The following is a 16871-nucleotide window of genomic DNA, read 5'->3' as shown; positions in this document are numbered from 1 at the left end:
GGGGAGACCGTTTCATGGCGACTGCACCACCGTTCATCCGCGCGCTCAGACCCAAGCAGTGGGCGAAGAACGCGCTGCTCGTGCTCGCACCGCTGGCCGCCGGGGTTCTGCTGCAGCCCGGCGTTCCCTTCGAGGTGATCTTCGGCATCGTGGCGTTCTCGCTCACGTCGTCGGGCGGCTACATCGTGAACGACCTGCTCGACATCAAGAGCGACCGGCTGCACCCGAAGAAGCGGTTCCGGCCGATTCCGTCGGGTGAGTTCCCGATCTCGATCGCCTGGCCCACGGCGATCGTGCTGCTCGTGGTGCCGCCCGGGGTGTCGGTGCTGCTCGGGTTCTACACATTCGCGGCCGTGCTGGGCGCCTATGTGGTCATCCAGATCTCGTACTGCATCTGGCTGAAGCACCAGCCCGTGATCGACATCGTCATCGTGGCCAGCGGTTTCGTGCTACGCGCGCTGGCCGGCGCCGCGATCGTCGGGGTTCCGGTGACGCAGTGGTTCCTGCTGGTGGTCTCGTCGGGTTCGCTGTTCATGGTGGCCGGCAAACGTTACTCAGAGAAGGTCGAGAGCGTCGGCAAAGAGGAGTCGCACACCCGTAAGACGCTGAACCAGTACTCACTCGGTTACCTGCGCTTCGTCTGGACCGTCGCCGCCACCCTCACCATGCTCAGTTACGCCCTCTGGGCCTTCGACATCAACGGCGGAACCTCCGTGGGCTCGATCGCCTCGGTCTTTCCGTTCGGCACCGCCCTGCTGCTCTACGCGTTCGACATCGAGCGCGGTGAGGCGGGCGCACCAGAAGACGTGGTGCTGAAGGATGTCCGGCTGCTGGTCTGCGGCGCCATCTGGGCCGCGCTGTTCCTGCTGAGCGTTCTCGCCCGGCAGTACGGCTGGGTCATCCCGACGTCGCTGTGACCGCCGGGAGCCGCCTGCGGGCAACGGAGACCTCTTTCATCGTCGCGGTGCAGCGCACCCGCCTCGCCGCCGCCCTGGTTCCGGCGGGCCGGGCGCTCAGCTTCTTCGGCGAGCACGCGGCCGGCTGGATCCTGCTCGGCCTGCTCGGCGCCGGCATCGACTGGCCGCACGCCGGCGCCTGGCTCCTCAGCGTGCTCGCCGTGGTCGTGGCGCACGGGCTGTCGATCGTGATCAAGCGCGTCGTGCGCCGGCCGCGGCCCGGAGCCGGGGCGCCCAGCGCCGTGAGGGTGTTCGCCACAGCGCCGAGCAAGCTCAGCTTTCCGAGCTCGCACGCCTCGTCGACGATGGCGGCCTGCATCGTGTACACCGCGTTCGTTCCGCAGCTGTGGTGGCTGGCCGTGATCGTCGCGCTCGCGATGGGCGCGAGCCGGGTTCTTCTCGGCATGCACTTCGTCACCGATGTGCTGGCCGGGTACCTGATCGGCCTGGTCGTCGGCGTGCCGACCATCCTGCTGCTGCACGGCTGACGCGGCCGCACGCCGTCAATATACTGAAGCCGACCATGAACGCAGAGCCCCGCATCTCCCTCGCGATCGTCGACGACCACCACCTCGTTCTCGACGGTCTCGGCACCTGGGTCGTCAGCAACGCCCCCGACCTCGACCTGGTGATCTCGGCCGACTCCTGGGCCAGGCTCATCCACGACCCGGCGTTTCCGCCCGACGTCGTCATCATGGACTACCAGCTCGCCGAGCCGATCTCGATCGAGGCGCGCCTCGGTCTCTGCCGGGCCGCCGGATGCACGGTCGTCGTCATGAGCGCGCTCGACGACGATGACACCGTGCAGCGCATCCTGTCGGCCGGCGCGGCGGCGTTCGTCGCCAAGTCGCGGCCCGCGGCCGAGGTCATCGGGGCGGCACGCGCGGCGGCCGGCGGTGCCGACGCCCCCGCGGGCATCCTGTCGTCGTTCGACGACGACCGCTTCACGCCGACCGAACTCGAGATGCTCAACCTCTACGCCGACGGCAACTCGCCCGTCGAGGTGGCCCTGCAGCTCTCGGCGAAGCCCGCTGACGTGCGTCGTGCGCTCGACCGGTTCAGGGCGCGCTACCGGCGCGAGGGCCGGCCGGCGGATGACCGGGAGAGCCTCATTCGCCGGGCCGCCGAAGACGGCTACCTGACCTGACGGCCGACGCGTGCCCCCTCCGGGTTCTTCCGCCGGCTCGGCCGTGCGTGCTACCTTCTGTCGTGTTCGCACTGGAGCGCTCTGACTTGGAGTCACGATGACCGATTTCGCCCCCCTGCACCAGAGCATCGGCACCGCACTGCTGACGCCCGATGACGCCGGTTTCGCCGACGAGGTGCGCAGCTACAACCTGCGCTGGGTGCACACTCCCGAGGCAGTCGTCGCCGCGACCAGCGCCGACGACGTGGCCGCCACTCTGACCTTCGCCGCGGCCGCCGGCCTGCCCGTGCGAGTGCTGGCCACCGGGCACGGCGACGAGTTCGCGATCACCGACGGAATCATCGTGAGCACCAGGCACCTCAGGGGGGTGACCGTCGACCCCGAGGCGTCGACGGCCACGTTCGGCGCCGGCACCCCGTGGAGCGAGATCGTCGCCGCCGCAGACGAGCACGACCTCGCCGCCATTACGGGCGCCGCAGCCACCGTCGGCGCGGTGGGCTACCTGCTCGGGGGAGGCCTCGGCCCGCTGGCCCGCAGCCACGGCATGAGCTCGGACTACTGCGTCGCGTTCACCCTGGTGACCCCCGCCGGCGCTGTCGTCGAGGTCGACCGGTCGTCGCATCCCGAGCTGTTCTGGGCGTTGCGCGGCGGCAAGGGCGGGCTCGGCATCGTCACACGGGCCACCGTGCGGCTCGTCGCCCTGCCCGAGCTGTTCGCCGGCAACATCATCTTCGCCGAAGAGCACATCGAGCAGGTGCTGCGCGGCTGGGCCGATTTCACCCTCACAGCCCACGACCACGTCTCGACGAGCGTCGCCGTCATGCGCTTGCCGCCGCTGCCCGAGCTGCCGCCGTTCCTCAGCGGCAAGAACGTGATCGCTCTGCGCTTCGCCTACCCCGGCAACGCCGACGAGGGCGCGGCCCTGCTCGCCCCGTTGCGCGCACTGGCCCCGGCGCTGGTCGACTCAGTGCGGCCGATGAGGCCGATCGAGGTGCCGAGCATCCACAACGACCCGCCCGACCCGGCCCCCGCCGCGACCACGGGCGCGCTGTTCGGTCACATCGACTCGACCTTCGTGGATGCTCTGCTCGAGCAGATCGGCCCCGGTGCGGGCGGCGGCGCACCGATTCCTCTCGTCGCCGTCGAGCTGCGGCACCTGGGTTCGGCCGTGGCGGTCGACGTGCCCGAGGGGTCGGCTGCGGGCGGTCGCTCGGCCACGCTCGCCATGGCCTCCGTCGCCGTGGTGATAGGCCCGGCGCTGGCGCCCGCCATCGACGCCGCCAACGCCGCGCTCGTCGCCGCTCTCACCCCGTGGCTCTCGCCAGAGACGAACATCAACTTCGCGACCTCGGCGTTCCGCGACCAGGCGCAGTTCACCGCGGCCTGGCCGCCCGAGACGTTCGCCCGCCTCGCCGCACTGCGGGCCGAGTTCGACCCCGCCCACGTGCTGCCGTACGGGCCGGCGGCCGCCTAGGGGCCTGGGCGGGGCCCGGGCACCGGCCTAGCTGAGCCGCAGAACCGTGATGCCGATGCTGCCCGTGGCCGTGTTGTTGACCGTGTCGCCCGCGGCCGTGACGACGGCCGTGATGGTCGACGCGTGCGCGCCCACGCCGAGGGCCAGGATGCCCGACGACAGCAGGCTCGGGCTGAGATCGATCGTCAGGGTTCCCCCGGCCGGAATCGAGGGGAGCGTCAGCAGGCGGTTGCCCGCGGTGCCGGCCACCGTCACGCCGACGCCCGAGATCGTCAGCTGAACGAGGGCCGAGTTGTAGGTCAGCAGCACGGTGGCGTTGGCGGGACTCGCCGCTGTGCCGTTGTTCGTGATCGTCAGCGAACCGAACAGGTTCACCTCGGCGAGAGTGACGGTGAGCACCTTGACCGACAGAGACAATGACGAAGAGAACGCCGGCACGAGGTCGAAGGGCTGGCTCGCGCTGGCCAGCGGGGTGCCCACGGCGACGGCGATGACGGGCAGCGACCACGCCGCGCCCTTGACCAGGGTGCGTCGTTCGACGCCCGGTCGACGCTCAGATTTTTCGAGTTCTTCAGACATGGTTCCTCCATCGAGTGAAAGCAGGGCCAGGGTGATCCCAACCCGTTCACCGATGAAAACTCACCCGCCGAATGCGGCGCTCGAAATGAGCGGCTTATGTCGTCTCGACGCGCAACCATGTCGCAAGGCAGAGGGTGGCAGCGCTCGTGGCTGGCACACGTGCCGCCCGTGGCTGGCACCCGTGCCTCCAAACCGCTGCCGCCGCCGCTCCGAATCACACGTCTGACGACGCGAACGCGCCCACCTCGGGCCCTCGCCCCACCTCGGGCCCTCGCCCCGCCGCGGGGCCCCCGCGAGCACTCGCACGAAAAATAGCCGCGCACTGCACGACACGCCTAAACTGATCGCAGTGACTTCTGCCCTATTCGGGGGTAACGGCGAAAGCACCGAAGGGTTACATGTCTCTCGTTCTACCTACCGACGTCGAGGGGGTCGTCACCAGTCGAGCCCTCGGGAAGGCGGCCGTCTGGGTGAGCAGCGTGTTTCTCGCCGTCACGTTCGTGTTGGTGGTCGCGTTCAAGATCGTCATACCCCAGGCCGAGATCGCCATCGCCCTGGCCGGCCTCGCCATCACCGGGGTCTCCGTCGCCGGAACACTGCTGCTCACCAACCGCCTCGCCGTCGCGACCCTCATGATCGTCGCGGCTGCCGGGCTGTTCGTCTTCACCTACGAGATCGGCGGCGACGTCACCCTCAACTGGACCTCCGACGCGCTCATCTTCTCCCTGCCCAAGATCGCCCTCACCGTCATCGGCGTCGCCGGCCGCACCCTCCGCTCGGCGATCGCCCGCTGTCTCGGCGGCTTCGTGCTCGCCTCCCTCGCCGTACAGGTCGCCGCACGGATGGTCGGCATTCCGTTCGCGCTCGACTTTCCTGCCATCGCCACCTGCCTCGGCCTCATCCTCCTGCTGGCTGCCCTCTGGTTCGGCCGGCGTCAGTCCACCCGAGGGGCAGCCACCATGCAGGCGGCGGCCGAAGCAGAAGAACGCATGATCGAACGCTCCCGCATCGCGTCTCGCGCGTCAGCCGCCCTTCACGACACCGTTCTGAACGACCTGCACGCACTGACCCTCACCGCCCCCGGCTCGCTGACCGAAGCCCACCGCGCGTTCCTGGTCAGAGACATCGCCGCCCTCGCCCACCCCGGCCTGCTCGTCGACGAGGCCATGCTGAAGGTGCGCGCCAGCGGCCGGGCCATCGTCACCTCGGGCCTCGCCCCCGTCGTGCAGTCGGCTCGCGCCCGCGGGCTGCGCGTCACGATCAGCGGCGACCCGGGCATCCTGGCCGAACTCGAGCCCGGTTCCATCGCCGAGGTCGTCAAAGCCATCGACCAGGCTCTCGTCAACGTCAGCAAGCACGCCGAGATCGACGTCGCCGAACTCGCGGTGGTCGCCGGCGTCGACTCGATCAACGTGGTCGTCTCCGATGCCGGCTGCGGCTTCGACCCGAAGCTGGTCGACGAACAGCGCATGGGCCTGCGTGTCTCGGTGCACCAGCGCATCGAGTCGCTCGGCGGCACGGTCAAGGTCTGGTCGACCCCGGGTGCCGGAACCGCCGTTCTGATGTCGATCCCCCGGGCCGAGTACGGCCTGACCGCGTGACCATGCCGAATTCCGGTTTCCCCTTCATCGCTGCCAACCGCACTCGAGACACCGCCCAGGAGATCGACCCCCTGAGCGGCATCACAGCGCGCATCTTCGTCGCCGTCGTCGGCCTCGTCAGCGTGGCCAGCGCGGTCGCCCTGGCTGTCGGCAACGGTGCACAGATCAACCAGCCGGTTCTGCAGATCGTCGGCCTGGTCATCCTGCTCGCCGCCTATGTCTTCTTCGTGATCGCCGCCGAGCCGTACCGCCGGCGCGTCACCCGCAAGACCTACGCGATCGTTCTCGGTCTCGTCATCGTCGCGAGCCTCTTCGATGCTCTGAGCCAGCTCGGCACCGAGGCGCACATCCGCGATGACTGGGGCCCGATCTGCGTCGCCCTGGTACTCATGGTGGCCGGCCCGTACCGCCCCCCGCTCGAGATCGTCGTCTTCACCGCGATCTCCTTAGTCGCCATGGCCGCCATCGTCATGATGCAGGAGTCGGCGGCGACGCGGCACACGGTGGTCATCGCGCTAGTGACCGCCGTCACCCCCTCCCTTGCCCTGGGAATCGGCGCCGCGATCTACTCCGGCTACCTCATCGCCGGACTCAGGGCCGACCGGGGGCGCGCCGCAAAGGCCCGGGAGTTGCGAGACACCAGCGACCGCCGCGAAGCCATCGAGGAGTTTCTCGGCCACGACGTCGAGGCCCTTCGCGCCGACGTGCTTCCCTTCTTCAGAGAACTTCGAATTCGGGATGCCCTGTCAGAGGCCGACATCGAACGAGCGGCCGAACTGCAGACCAGTCTGCGAGCCTCCCTCGTCGCGAGGCTGTCTGCCGAGCCCCTTCACGACCTCGTCGGGGTACTCGACGACCCCCAACACCTCTCCCGCCGCCTGAGTGAACCCCAGCGCACGGCGCTGCGCGCCTTCGTGTCGTTCCTCGCCGACCAGCCCTCGATCAGCCGCTCCGACATCAGCCTCACCTTCAGCGCGTCGGAGACGAGCCTGCATGGAACGCTCGACTGCCCCATCGATTCCGATCGCACGCTGAGCTTTCGTGCGACCCCGTTCGTCGGCCTCCTCCAGCTGGCCTTCGACAGCGCCGCCGACGATTTCGCGCCTGACCGCGCGCGGGTTGAGTTCAGCTTCTGACCCCGCGTTGCAAGACCAGTCACGCGCCTTCGAGCGACGTAGTCTTCGCACACGAATGGGACGACCTCCTGATTTCCGCAGACTGGAAGCGCGTTCAGTGACCGATACCTACGACGGCATCACCGTCGATAATCAAGTCAAAGTACCTCACCTCACCCAAGCCACCGCTCGGCCTCAGTACCAAGAGTGTCTCCGGTCTCTCCGTGCTCGAGGTATGTATCACCTCGACCGGCGCTGAAGGCGTGGTCGATGTGGACGAACGTCTTAATCGCGACATAGGTTTGCGGTTGCGTCGACCACTGTGAATAATGGCGTCGAGGCCGAGTATCTCCGACCTCGACGCTGATGTGTGGGGTTATGCGAGACACTCGATCGGGTAGCCGTCGGTGGGTGTGATCGAAGCGTGAGGGATTCTCTTGGACCTGTCGGACTATCTTCGTATCTTTCGTTCGCATTGGGTGGCGATCATCGCATTGACGGTCCTAGGTGCACTGCTCGGCTGGGGCTGGACCTTTACTCAGCCGAAGGTCTACCAAGCTGATTCGAGTGGCATTGTCGCGATCTCGTCGGCGGGCGGAGGCATCGGTTCCATCTCGGTCGGAGATTCACTGTCAAAGTCGAAGGCAACCACCTACGTCTCGCTTGGGGAGTCACGTGCCGTGGCGCAGCGAGTTATCGACACACTCGGCCTAACCACGACGCCCGAGCAGCTCGTGGGCCACGTGACGGTTGTGAACACGAAAGACACGCCAACGCTCAGCGTCACGGCCCAAGCCGATTCGCCGGAGAAGGCGAAGGCGCTGGCGGACGGTTGGATCACTGCGTTGGCCGCCCAGATCACCACTATCGAGGGACCAGCCCAAGCAGCAGATCCGACTTCGGGAGCCGATGCATCGACCATTGCGCTGGTGCCGGTCGAATCAGCCGTCATGCCATCGCAGCCTATTTCGCCGAACGTGCGCATCGCCTTAGCAGCGGGCCTCGCTATCGGGTTTCTCCTCGGAGTGGCATTCGCCATCATCCGGAACATCCTTGACCGGCGAATCCGCGCGAGCGAGGCCATCGAACGTCTGTTCGGTCTATCTGTCATCGGCACCCTGCCGCGTGATTCGCGCCTGACAGACGAGAACAGGATCGTTCCGACAGCTGCGAACACCGACTACTCCAAGAAGGGCGACGGTCACGCTCTACCAGAAGCACTCCGAGAACTCCGTACGAACCTTCAGTTCATGAATGTGGACAATCCACCCAGGATCATCATCGTGACCAGCCCGATGCCCAACGACGGTAAGTCCACTGTCACGGCGAACTTGGCCGTGACTCTCGCTGCTGCAGGCGAGAAAGTAATCGTCGTCGACGGCGACCTTCGAAGGCCATCTGTGACCAAGGCGTTCGGATTGGTGCCGGGTGTGGGCATAACTGACCTGCTCATCGGGAAGGCTGAGATTCAGGATGTACTCCAACCCTGGGGCGAGACCGGAAACCTGCTGATTCTCGGTGCAGGCTCGATTCCTCCGAATCCCAGCGAACTGCTCGGCTCTGAAGGTATGAACGTGCTCCTACACGAGCTGTCGAAAGACGCAATAGTCTTCGTCGATGCCCCCCCGTTGATTCCGGTCACCGACGCGGCAATTCTCGCCGCACGGGGAGACGGGGCGCTCGTCGTAGTATCCGCGGGCAAGACGACGACCGATGAACTTGCGAAGGCACTCGACAATATCGGCAAGACAAATGGGAAGACCCTCGGAGTCATCCTGAATCGTGTGCCCACACGCGGAGCCTTGGGTCGCAGCTACGGCTACTACTACGGCTCGTACTACGGAGAGTCCGATACGAAACACGCGAACAGATCGATCTCCGCCGAGGACACTGCCGATGTCATCAACAACGTGGTTCCTATCCGCACTGGCACTGGTAGCGAATAGGAAACCGGGCAATGGGCGTTCATTCGGCACGGACCGCTCCCTTCGCTCGGAGAGCGGCGGCCCCGCAACCAGCTGAAGATGCATCCGGCATCTTCTCGGTACTGTTCGTCTGCACAGGTAACATCTGTCGATCGCCGATGGCGGAACGACTGCTTCGCCGTACCCTCAAGAGCTCCGGATCCGCGGCGTCTCAGATGGTGCATGTCTCCAGCGCGGGTCTCGCCACCATCGATGGGGTGCCGATGGATGAGAGCTCGGTCCGGCAACTCCAGGCGCGCGGTGGCGACTCCACCGGGTTCCAGAGTCGCAAGTTGACCAGGCCGATAGCGATGAACGGCAACCTCATTCTCACCATGACTCGAGACCAGCAGGTAGACCTCATCAAGCGCTATCCGCCGTTATTGAAACGAACATTCCTGCTTCGCGAGTTCATGGCACTTGCATCTGAAGTGTCGAGTCTCAAAGGCGTCCCCACGACGCTCGCACAACGCGTCAGCTTCGTCGACGAGTCGATGCGACGCCGCGCCATCGTTGCACATAGCCGCGCGAATGAAGACGTTCCCGACCCCTTCAAACGGTCCGACGAAGTGCATCGCGACGTCGCTGAAATCATTTCCGAGTCGGTCGACTGTCTCGCTCTGCAGCTGTTCGATTCGTCGTTCGACGCCGAGTGACTCGCACCGGGATCTGTCTCAGAGCCTTCGATTCCTTCGGTACAGGGAGTACGAGCGTTTGAGTGCTGCAACTCTGGCCACGATGAAGCTGATCCGGGCTTCGAGCAGTGCCACCTTTCCAGAAGGAGTGGCTGGATGGTGGGCGCGGAACGCCGTACCTGGGGGAAAGAGCGCTTGACGTACGAGGGCGGGTCTTTCGGTCAGCGGCGTGTCAGCAAAACGCCGCAGCCAACGAAAACTCTGCTGTTGGTCGGAGATACGAATCAGCCACATCTTTCGCTCTACCGCAGTAAGGTCTCGCGCTATACCTGCGAAACCGAGACCCGTCAGGAAGGGCCGCATTGTCTCGAGTGCGCGGAACTGTTTACACAGCGACAGCAGCTCGGTTCGTTGTTCGTTGCTCAGCATCGGAATAACACGGTCGTTCAAGAACGCGAGTTCGCGAACGCTTCGGCCAGCGGTCGGATCGCGCAATGAATGCAGGGCGGCGATGACGATGTGACCGAGCAGGCTCAGGGTTGGCACCTGCTGATTGGCGACGGTCGCCAGAGTTCGGTCGTTCCAGAGGCGATCGAACACCGCCTGCTTGTCGGCGAACAAACCAGGATAGTGATCGTGCACGTCGATGTCGCATGGCCAAGACTCGTTGATGAGATGAATGGCATGGGTCGGCAACGCCTTGCCCGAATAATCCACTGGGCGCTCCACCCACAACAGCGGGCGGAGCAGCAAGACAAACTCATCCCTGCGAGCCGGATCGACCAGCACGTCGACATCAGATGACGCGCGTGGTTCTCGCAGGTTCAGCTGGTTCAGTATCGGCCCCTTGATAAGAAGCGCCCGAATTCCGTGGTCCTGAGCGACGCTCGAGACGAAGGCGTGACCGAGGGCGACCGCCTCGTGAACCAGCAGACGCTCGTCTCCGTGGGCCCTCGTGATCGGCGCCGGGTTGTTCATGCTTCCGTCACCAGTCCGCCGTGCTGCAGCTCTGTCACGAAGGATCGAACTGAAGGTGCAATCGCGTCTTCGGAGACTGAGTATTCCAATGCCAGCTCACGAACGAGATCTGAGATGGTCGCGTTGCGCTGTAATCGTCGCCAGATCTCACCTCCGGAGGGATTGAGAACGAACGGGGCCGACGGCGCGGTGCTGTCAAGGAGCAGGACGACCACACGACCAGAATCGACCCAAGCGACATTCGGCGCGGTGCAATAAGACGAGTCAACGAAACTACTCACCTGGTACATCCCCACTCCCGCCGTCGACATCAGATTAGCGTTGCGGCCGCGGCGCCAGCCACGGGCCGAGTGCGCAATACGCCTAGGCTAAGGGATGGCTAGTCATTCCGATTCGATTCAGAGGAGCTCCTGTCTTGAGCATGTCGGTGCTTTTTGTCTGCTCAGGAAACATCTGCCGCTCGCCGCTCGCCGAGTTATGGTTGTCGGCCAACGTAGGCGCCACATCTGGCATCGCAGCTGCTAGCGCAGGCGTCGTTGCGGCCGAAGGAGACCCTGTCACCGAGCAGCTGGCCCAGATCGCGCGTTCCATCGGCCTCGATCCGTCACATCATCGGTCCCGTTATCTATCGGAGTCGATTGTGGCAGAAAGCGATTTGCTGATCGCGATGACCCGTAGTCACCGTCGGGCGATCGTCGAAATGGTGCCGCGAAAGATCGGCTCGACGTTCACACTTCGCGAATTCGCGCACTTGGCGTCAGAGGTCACAGATGCTGAGATCATCCTCTTAGCCGAGACCAGCCTCGACGACAAGCGCGCCCTGAACGCAGTGCTCAAGGTGATTTCCTCGCGCCGAGGACAATCAGCCGTGTTGCGGAACGCGAGTGACGACGACGTCGTCGACCCGTACAAGCGTGACGACGAGACGTACCAGCTCTCAAAAACTCAGATGCTTCCCGCCTTGTCCGAGCTTCAGCGAGTCCTCACGCTGATCTCTGACACAGTGGCGGTGAATAAGCGCTGAATTGCAACACAACGCTTTCATGACTGTAATGCGCACGTAACTTAGCGACGAGTGGCCCGCAATCATCGTGTGGCAGTATGTTCCCAATGAACCGTGACCATAATGGGTTAGGTCCTAAGAAAGGCTGTCCACTTGGAGCTTCGCGACTATATACGGATTCTCCGCAAAGGCTGGATTGTGATCGTTACATTGGTGCTTGTCGGCATCGCAGTAGGGTCAGTAGTTTCTATCCTCTCGACACCTAGATACGAAGCGTCAAGCAAGGTATTCGTATCCGTATCTTCTGCCGGCACAGTCGCCGAGCTGACCCAGGGCAGCAACTTCGCCCAGAACCAGGTCAAGTCGTTTGCTGACGTCGTCACTACACCCGTTGTGCTTCAACCCGTCATCGATCAGCTGAAACTCTCCACCACGTCGGATCAGCTTGCGAGCCGGGTCAGCGTTACCACGTCAACGGGAACCGTTGTCGTCGACATAGCCGTGTCAGATGACACTGCGGAGGGTGCTGCAGACATAGCCAACGCGATTGCTGCCAGCTTCGCCACGACGGTCAGCAATCTCGTTCCGGCAGACTCGACAGGCGTCTCCCCAGTCAAGATCACGGTTCTCCAACAGGCTCTCGTGCCCGCGGCGCCTTACGCACCGAACACCAAGCTGAACCTCCTCATTGGCGGAATCATCGGTCTCTTGCTGGGCGTGGCGATCTCCGTGCTCCGATCGACACTCGATACCCGAGTGCGCAACGAGCACGATGTCGAGAACGTCACCGAGGCGCCGCTGCTCGGAGGTATCGCTTTCGACGCCAGGGCGACCGAACGCCCGTTGGTTGTGCAAGACGATCCTCGCAGTCCGCGGGCAGAATCCTTCCGAACGCTTCGTACGAATCTTCAGTTTCTCGTAGCGTCAGATCGTCCTACGAGCTATGTCATCACCTCTTCCATACCAGGCGAGGGCAAGAGCACCACGGCAGTGAACCTCGCAATCGTCACCGCTTCAGCTGGTACGAAAGTGATAATCATCGATGCCGATCTGCGCAAACCCAAGATGTCGGAGTATCTGGGCATAGAAGGCGGCGTCGGTCTCACCGATGTGCTGGTCGGGCGCGCAGAATTGAGTGACGTCATGCAGCGGTGGGGTACCCACAGCCTCTATGTGTTGCCGGCTGGGCGCATTCCACCGAACCCGAGTGAATTGCTCGGATCGACGGCAATGATCAATTTGATCGAGACTCTCGAGCGGGAGTTCGACCTCGTACTGTTCGACGCCCCGCCACTGCTTCCGGTCACCGACGCCGCGATCCTTGCCAAGCACACTGGAGGGGCGCTGCTGATCGTCGGCTCAGGCCGAGTGCATCGCGGGCAACTGAAGGGTGCGGTGGCCGCGCTCCTCAATGTTGGATCTGGCATCGCCGGCGCCGTCTTGACGATGCTCCCAACCAAGGGTCCGGATTCGTATGGTTATGCGAGGTACGGTTACGGGTACGGTTATGGTTATGGGGAGGAATTCGACCAGCCGAAGGGTAAGAAAAAAGGCAAGGTCACGACACCGTAGTCTCGGTAGTGCTTGTCCAGCTTCTGCCGGGCAGACCTAGAGAATCGATGTACGCGTGGGGGGGTGAAGGCTATGACGACTGACGAGAGGCGACTCGGGTCAACACCGGCCGTCGCTGCCAAAGCTCAGAATTGGCGCCGACAGTACGCCGCGCGTCTCAGGCTCACCGATCTGCTGATCATCACTGCCGCGGTCGTCATCGCCCAGTTGTCTTGGTTTGGATCGTCTCGTTCGTCTGTCAGCATCGTCGGAAATTCGACAACCAACCCGAATTCAATCGTCGTCAATTATTCGTTCATTTCGATCCTGATGATCCTCGGTTGGGTCGCCGTTCTCGGTGTTTATGGGTCTCGCGAAGACAGGGTGATCGGAACTGGTACCACCGAGTACCGCATCGTTGTGGACGCCAGCCTCAGGCTGTTCGGCATATTCGCCATCATCGCCTTCCTGTTTCAGATCGACTTCAGCCGCGGCTTCTTTGTCGTAGCGCTTCCCCTCGGACTCGCGGCCCTTTTGATCTCGCGCAACGTGTGGCGTCGTTGGTTGACCCGACACCGCCGCAAGGGCGATTTCAGTGCGCAGGTCTTGCTTGTGGGGTCTGAGGTTTCAGTGCTTCATACGGCCAGAGAGTTGGCTAAGCATCCAGAGGCTGGTTACAACGTCGTGGGCGCGTGCGTTCCGAGTGGAAAGATCGCGGACTACCTTGAGGGAACGTCTATTCCGATCGCCGGAAATGTGGGCAGGGTTGAAGCGGCGCTCATGGCCACAGGTGCCGACACCATAGTGGTGACCAGTTCGGACGAATTGTCTCCCGACCGGATCCGCGAGCTCAGCTGGTCGCTCGAACCAGGCAGACAGCATCTTGTGGTTGCGCCCAGCCTGACTGACATCGGCGGTCCGCGCATTCACACACGGCCTGTTGCAGGCCTACCGCTCATTCATGTGGAAACGCCCAGGTACGAAGGATTCAAGCGATACCAGAAACGCTTCTTCGACGTAGTCTCGTCGGCGTTGCTTCTCTTGGCGTTATCTCCAGTGCTCATAGGAATCGCGATCATTGTTCGGCTCAGCACACCCGGTGACATCTTCTTTAGACAGGAACGCGTCGGTCTGAACGGATCCACCTTTTACATGTTGAAATTCCGGTCGATGGTGACGAACGCTGAAGACCTCCTTGACGCACTTCAAGATGAGAAGCGTAGCGAAGGCAACGCTGTGCTGTTCAAGATGAAGGATGACCCTCGGGTTACACCTATTGGTAAAATTCTGCGTCGATACAGCCTCGATGAGCTTCCTCAGCTCTTCAACGTTCTGCGGGGTGAAATGTCACTCATCGGGCCGAGGCCCCCACTTCAACGCGAGGTCGAACTGTATGAAACCCACGTGCATCGGCGGTTCCTCATGAAGCCGGGTATCACTGGCCTGTGGCAGGTCAGCGGGCGATCAGATCTTTCATGGGAGGACTCAGTTCGGCTCGACCTGTACTACGTCGAGAACTGGTCGATGGTCGGAGACTTGCTGATTCTCTTGAAGACCGCGCGCGCGGTGCTCGGCAGTAGCGGAGCATATTGACGTCAGTGACGCCTCGATCTCAACGAGCCCGATTTTCCCTTGGACAACGCGAAAGGTCAGCGTGAACGAGAAGCGCATCGTCATAGAGCCCGTCGACCCGAGAAGGCCGAAGCCAGGCGGAGTGGATACGTGCATCCGCGGCTTGGTGAAGTACCATCCTGACGACATGGAGCTGTCGATCATCGGACTCGATGCTGTGGGCGACGCCGAAATCGGCGTGTGGCGCACTGAAGAGATCGATGGTCATCCGGTGAACTTCCTGCCGGTGTATCGGGGCGACAACACAGTGATGCGGCCAAAGATACCTCATGTTGCGCTCATGATGTGGGGAGTGCTGAAGTATCGCAAGCAGATACAAGCTGATGTTATTCAGAGCCATCGGATCACGAGTGGGTTCGTCATGCGCAACCTCTTCAGGAAAGCAACACACGTTCAGTTCTTCCACAACGACGGCGAAGACAGCATTGCGTTGGGCAACGAGTCTTATTTCAAGCGCTTCACGCGAGTATTCAGGTTTCTCGAGAAAAGCGCGGTCAAGAATTCATCCGATGTCGTCATCTTCAACAGGTCTGCCGCGGAGCGTCTTGGGCGGTGGGGTGACAATGTTCGATTTTCGCCCACGTGGTATGACGACGAGTACTTCTATCCTGGCGAGACGAAACCTCCGACTGTTCAGACTGGCAAAGTGTTGTGGGTGGGTAGATTCGAGGAGACGAAAGATCCCGAGCTCGCGGTTCGGGCAGTGGCGCTGACCGACTCGACGTACACTCTGACGATGCTCGGAGGAGGGTCGCTGCATCAAGCTACTCGTGCACTAGCCGAGAACCTTGACGTGGCCGACCGCATCAACATCGTCGGCCCTGTCGGCAAACGTGAAGTCTCGGACTATCTGCGATCGCATGACCTTCTGCTGATGACGTCGCACCACGAAGGCTTCCCCCGCGCCGTGGTCGAATCGCTTGCCTCAGGCGTGCCTGTCGTGGCAACCGCCGGCGGTGAGCCGAATGGGCTCGTGGTCGAAGGGATCAATGGCACCCGCATTACCGAACGCACTGCAAAGAGCGCGGCTGAGGCCATCAAGCGAGCCTCGGGGCTTGAGGTCGGCGTGGCCGTCGAATCGGTCGCCGCGTTGAAGGCCTCGTTGTTGGTGCCGTACGTGCTGGGCCGCGAGGTCAGCGAAGTTGAGGTGACTGGTTGAAGGTCTCATTCGTATTGCCCTCGCTGCAGGGCGGGGGTGCAGAATTCGTCACGAAGGTGTGGGCGGCAGGTCTTGCCGATCAAGGCTTTGAGACGGAGGTTGTGCTTCTCAGGGCCCGCCAGACCGAACCTCAGATCGACGGAGTGAATGTAATTCGTGCTTCAACCGAGGGCGCCGGGCGGCGAGCCGAAATGAGCGCGCTACGCAATCATCTCAAACAGAGCCTGCCAGACGTTGTCGTCGGGATGATGACGCGCGCCAATTTCCAGGTCTTGGCAGTCGTCAGGACGCTTCCGAAAAGCCAGCGTCCGCGGGTCGCTATCAGCGAACGGAACATACCCTTCGTCGAGGCACACCACAGTATGGCGCACGTCATGACGAGAGACAGGGCGTTCAGAACCCTGTATCCCCGAGCTGACGCCTTCATCGCCATCTCGCACAGCGTGGGCGCTGTCTTTCAGTACGCCGCTCGGCTCGATCGAAAGAGGATCTGGGTCGTGCCGAATCCGGCAATCGCCAAGTCGGGTATCGGGACGATGACCGACTCGGTAGGAGACGGCGTGAGCGTATCGCTTGTCGTACCGGCCCGGATCGTCGACAAGAAGCGGCCTAGGCTAGCCATCGAGATCGCGGACAGCCTGACTGAGAAACTCGCGTCGATTCGAGTGATCTATTTCGGCGTCGGAGACTTGTCCGAGACGATCGCTGGAATCGAGCGGCCGTATCCGATCGAATTGCGAGGTCGGGTGGAGCACTGGTTTGACGATCTGCCTGATGACGCGGTGGTTCTCCTGCCTTCTGCTGTCGAGGGTTTCGGCAACGTGCTCCTTGAGGCCTCATCGCGTGGGGTACCCACGGTTGTCGCTTCGACGGCGTTCGGCAGCGCTGACGCCGTTGTTCCTGGTGTCAGCGGCTATTTCGCCCGCGCAGACACGGTGAAGGAGTTTGGAGATGCGGTGCTACGGGCTGCGGCCCTGCCACGAAACTCACCGACGTCGTGGCTCAACGAATTCTCCGCTGAGAACAGCATCGCGGTGATGACCAGGCTGATCTCATCGCTGAAAACAGGCGAGTGAC

16 protein-coding genes are annotated in these 16871 nt (G+C 63.1%); 13 read left to right on the top strand and 3 right to left on the bottom strand.

The window, feature by feature from the left end; genetic code table 11:
• The first annotated feature begins 14 nt into the window (after positions 1 to 14).
• The 4 genes from V3W46_RS09645 to V3W46_RS09630 all read left to right on the top strand — a co-directional run bounded on the left by V3W46_RS09645 (position 15) and on the right by V3W46_RS09630 (position 3577).
• Positions 15 to 917: a decaprenyl-phosphate phosphoribosyltransferase gene (locus V3W46_RS09645; protein WP_331782892.1), complete on the top strand. Its 903-nt coding sequence runs from the start codon at positions 15 to 17 to the stop codon at positions 915 to 917.
• Positions 914 to 1444, top strand: a complete 531-nt coding sequence (locus V3W46_RS09640) for a phosphatase PAP2 family protein (protein WP_331782891.1) — start codon at positions 914 to 916, stop codon at positions 1442 to 1444. Before V3W46_RS09645 ends, V3W46_RS09640 begins: the two co-directional genes overlap by 4 nt.
• A 35-nt stretch (positions 1445 to 1479) precedes the next feature.
• The gene (locus tag V3W46_RS09635) at positions 1480 to 2103 is read left to right on the top strand and encodes a response regulator (RefSeq protein WP_331782890.1); all 624 of its coding nucleotides are present in this window, start codon (positions 1480 to 1482) and stop codon (positions 2101 to 2103) included.
• Positions 2104 to 2200: 97 nt separating this feature from the next.
• Positions 2201 to 3577: an FAD-binding oxidoreductase gene (locus V3W46_RS09630; protein WP_331782889.1), complete on the top strand. Its 1377-nt coding sequence runs from the start codon at positions 2201 to 2203 to the stop codon at positions 3575 to 3577.
• Between the two features lie 27 nt (positions 3578 to 3604).
• Here V3W46_RS09630 and V3W46_RS09625 read toward each other — a convergent pair whose 3' ends face one another.
• Entirely contained in the window at positions 3605 to 4156 is a 552-nt protein-coding gene (locus V3W46_RS09625; RefSeq protein ID WP_331782888.1) for a hypothetical protein, read from the bottom strand.
• 398 nt (positions 4157 to 4554) lie between these two features.
• Here V3W46_RS09625 and V3W46_RS09620 point away from each other — a divergent pair, with 398 nt between their 5' ends.
• The 4 genes from V3W46_RS09620 to V3W46_RS09605 all read left to right on the top strand — a co-directional run bounded on the left by V3W46_RS09620 (position 4555) and on the right by V3W46_RS09605 (position 9492).
• Positions 4555 to 5757 (top strand): sensor histidine kinase, encoded by a 1203-nt coding sequence (locus V3W46_RS09620; RefSeq protein WP_331782887.1) that lies wholly within the window; start codon positions 4555 to 4557, stop codon positions 5755 to 5757.
• 2 nt (positions 5758 to 5759) lie between these two features.
• Positions 5760 to 6893 carry a hypothetical protein gene (locus V3W46_RS09615; RefSeq protein WP_331782886.1) on the top strand — a complete coding sequence of 378 codons (1134 nt, stop codon included), beginning with the start codon at positions 5760 to 5762 and terminating at the stop codon, positions 6891 to 6893.
• A 416-nt stretch (positions 6894 to 7309) separates the two neighbouring features.
• Positions 7310 to 8818, top strand: a complete 1509-nt coding sequence (locus tag V3W46_RS09610) for a polysaccharide biosynthesis tyrosine autokinase (RefSeq protein ID WP_331782885.1) — start codon at positions 7310 to 7312, stop codon at positions 8816 to 8818.
• Between the two features lie 11 nt (positions 8819 to 8829).
• Positions 8830 to 9492, top strand: a complete 663-nt coding sequence (locus tag V3W46_RS09605; RefSeq protein ID WP_331782884.1) for an arsenate reductase/protein-tyrosine-phosphatase family protein — start codon at positions 8830 to 8832, stop codon at positions 9490 to 9492.
• Between the two features lie 18 nt (positions 9493 to 9510).
• On the opposite strand, the gene V3W46_RS09600 is transcribed toward V3W46_RS09605, so the two are convergent.
• Positions 9511 to 10449, bottom strand: a complete 939-nt coding sequence (locus V3W46_RS09600) for a nucleotidyltransferase family protein (RefSeq protein ID WP_331782883.1) — start codon at positions 10447 to 10449, stop codon at positions 9511 to 9513.
• The gene (locus V3W46_RS09595; protein ID WP_331782882.1) at positions 10446 to 10664 is read right to left on the bottom strand and encodes a PqqD family protein; all 219 of its coding nucleotides are present in this window, start codon (positions 10662 to 10664) and stop codon (positions 10446 to 10448) included. Before V3W46_RS09595 ends, V3W46_RS09600 begins: the two co-directional genes overlap by 4 nt.
• Before the next feature lie 206 nt (positions 10665 to 10870).
• Between V3W46_RS09595 and V3W46_RS09590 the strand changes: the two genes are divergently transcribed.
• From V3W46_RS09590 to V3W46_RS09570, 5 genes are all read left to right on the top strand, one after another.
• Entirely contained in the window at positions 10871 to 11473 is a 603-nt protein-coding gene (locus V3W46_RS09590) for an arsenate reductase/protein-tyrosine-phosphatase family protein (protein ID WP_331782915.1), read from the top strand.
• Positions 11474 to 11605: 132 nt separating this feature from the next.
• On the top strand, positions 11606 to 13024 hold the full coding sequence (locus V3W46_RS09585) for a polysaccharide biosynthesis tyrosine autokinase (protein WP_331782881.1): 1419 nt from the start codon (positions 11606 to 11608) through the stop codon (positions 13022 to 13024).
• A 72-nt stretch (positions 13025 to 13096) separates the two neighbouring features.
• Positions 13097 to 14596: a sugar transferase gene (locus V3W46_RS09580; protein WP_331782880.1), complete on the top strand. Its 1500-nt coding sequence runs from the start codon at positions 13097 to 13099 to the stop codon at positions 14594 to 14596.
• 166 nt (positions 14597 to 14762) lie between these two features.
• Positions 14763 to 15794: a glycosyltransferase gene (locus V3W46_RS09575; protein ID WP_331782879.1), complete on the top strand. Its 1032-nt coding sequence runs from the start codon at positions 14763 to 14765 to the stop codon at positions 15792 to 15794.
• Positions 15791 to 16870: a glycosyltransferase gene (locus V3W46_RS09570; protein ID WP_331782878.1), complete on the top strand. Its 1080-nt coding sequence runs from the start codon at positions 15791 to 15793 to the stop codon at positions 16868 to 16870. Before V3W46_RS09575 ends, V3W46_RS09570 begins: the two co-directional genes overlap by 4 nt.
• Position 16871: the final 1 nt, after the last annotated feature.

The organism is Subtercola sp. YIM 133946 (assembly GCF_036553535.1).
Classification (GTDB): Bacteria; Actinomycetota; Actinomycetes; order Actinomycetales; family Microbacteriaceae; genus Subtercola.
The sequence above is the reverse complement of the archived record's forward strand: the minus strand, read 5'-3'. Positions and strand labels throughout refer to the sequence as shown.

Bases quoted from the DNA above. Each gene is read 5' to 3' on its own strand.
- V3W46_RS09645 (WP_331782892.1), top strand. From the start codon at position 15: ATGGCGACTGCACCACCGTTCATCCGCGCGCTCAGACCCAAGCAGTGG.
- V3W46_RS09635 (WP_331782890.1), top strand. From the start codon at position 1,480: ATGAACGCAGAGCCCCGCATCTCCCTCGCGATCGTCGACGACCACCAC.
- V3W46_RS09630 (WP_331782889.1), top strand. From the start codon at position 2,201: ATGACCGATTTCGCCCCCCTGCACCAGAGCATCGGCACCGCACTGCTG.
- V3W46_RS09625 (WP_331782888.1), bottom strand. From the start codon at position 4,156: ATGTCTGAAGAACTCGAAAAATCTGAGCGTCGACCGGGCGTCGAACGA.
- V3W46_RS09620 (WP_331782887.1), top strand. From the start codon at position 4,555: ATGTCTCTCGTTCTACCTACCGACGTCGAGGGGGTCGTCACCAGTCGA.
- V3W46_RS09615 (WP_331782886.1), top strand. From the start codon at position 5,760: ATGCCGAATTCCGGTTTCCCCTTCATCGCTGCCAACCGCACTCGAGAC.
- V3W46_RS09605 (WP_331782884.1), top strand. From the start codon at position 8,830: ATGGGCGTTCATTCGGCACGGACCGCTCCCTTCGCTCGGAGAGCGGCG.
- V3W46_RS09600 (WP_331782883.1), bottom strand. From the start codon at position 10,449: ATGAACAACCCGGCGCCGATCACGAGGGCCCACGGAGACGAGCGTCTG.
- V3W46_RS09590 (WP_331782915.1), top strand. From the start codon at position 10,871: ATGTCGGTGCTTTTTGTCTGCTCAGGAAACATCTGCCGCTCGCCGCTC.
- V3W46_RS09580 (WP_331782880.1), top strand. From the start codon at position 13,097: ATGACGACTGACGAGAGGCGACTCGGGTCAACACCGGCCGTCGCTGCC.
- V3W46_RS09575 (WP_331782879.1), top strand. From the start codon at position 14,763: ATGGAGCTGTCGATCATCGGACTCGATGCTGTGGGCGACGCCGAAATC.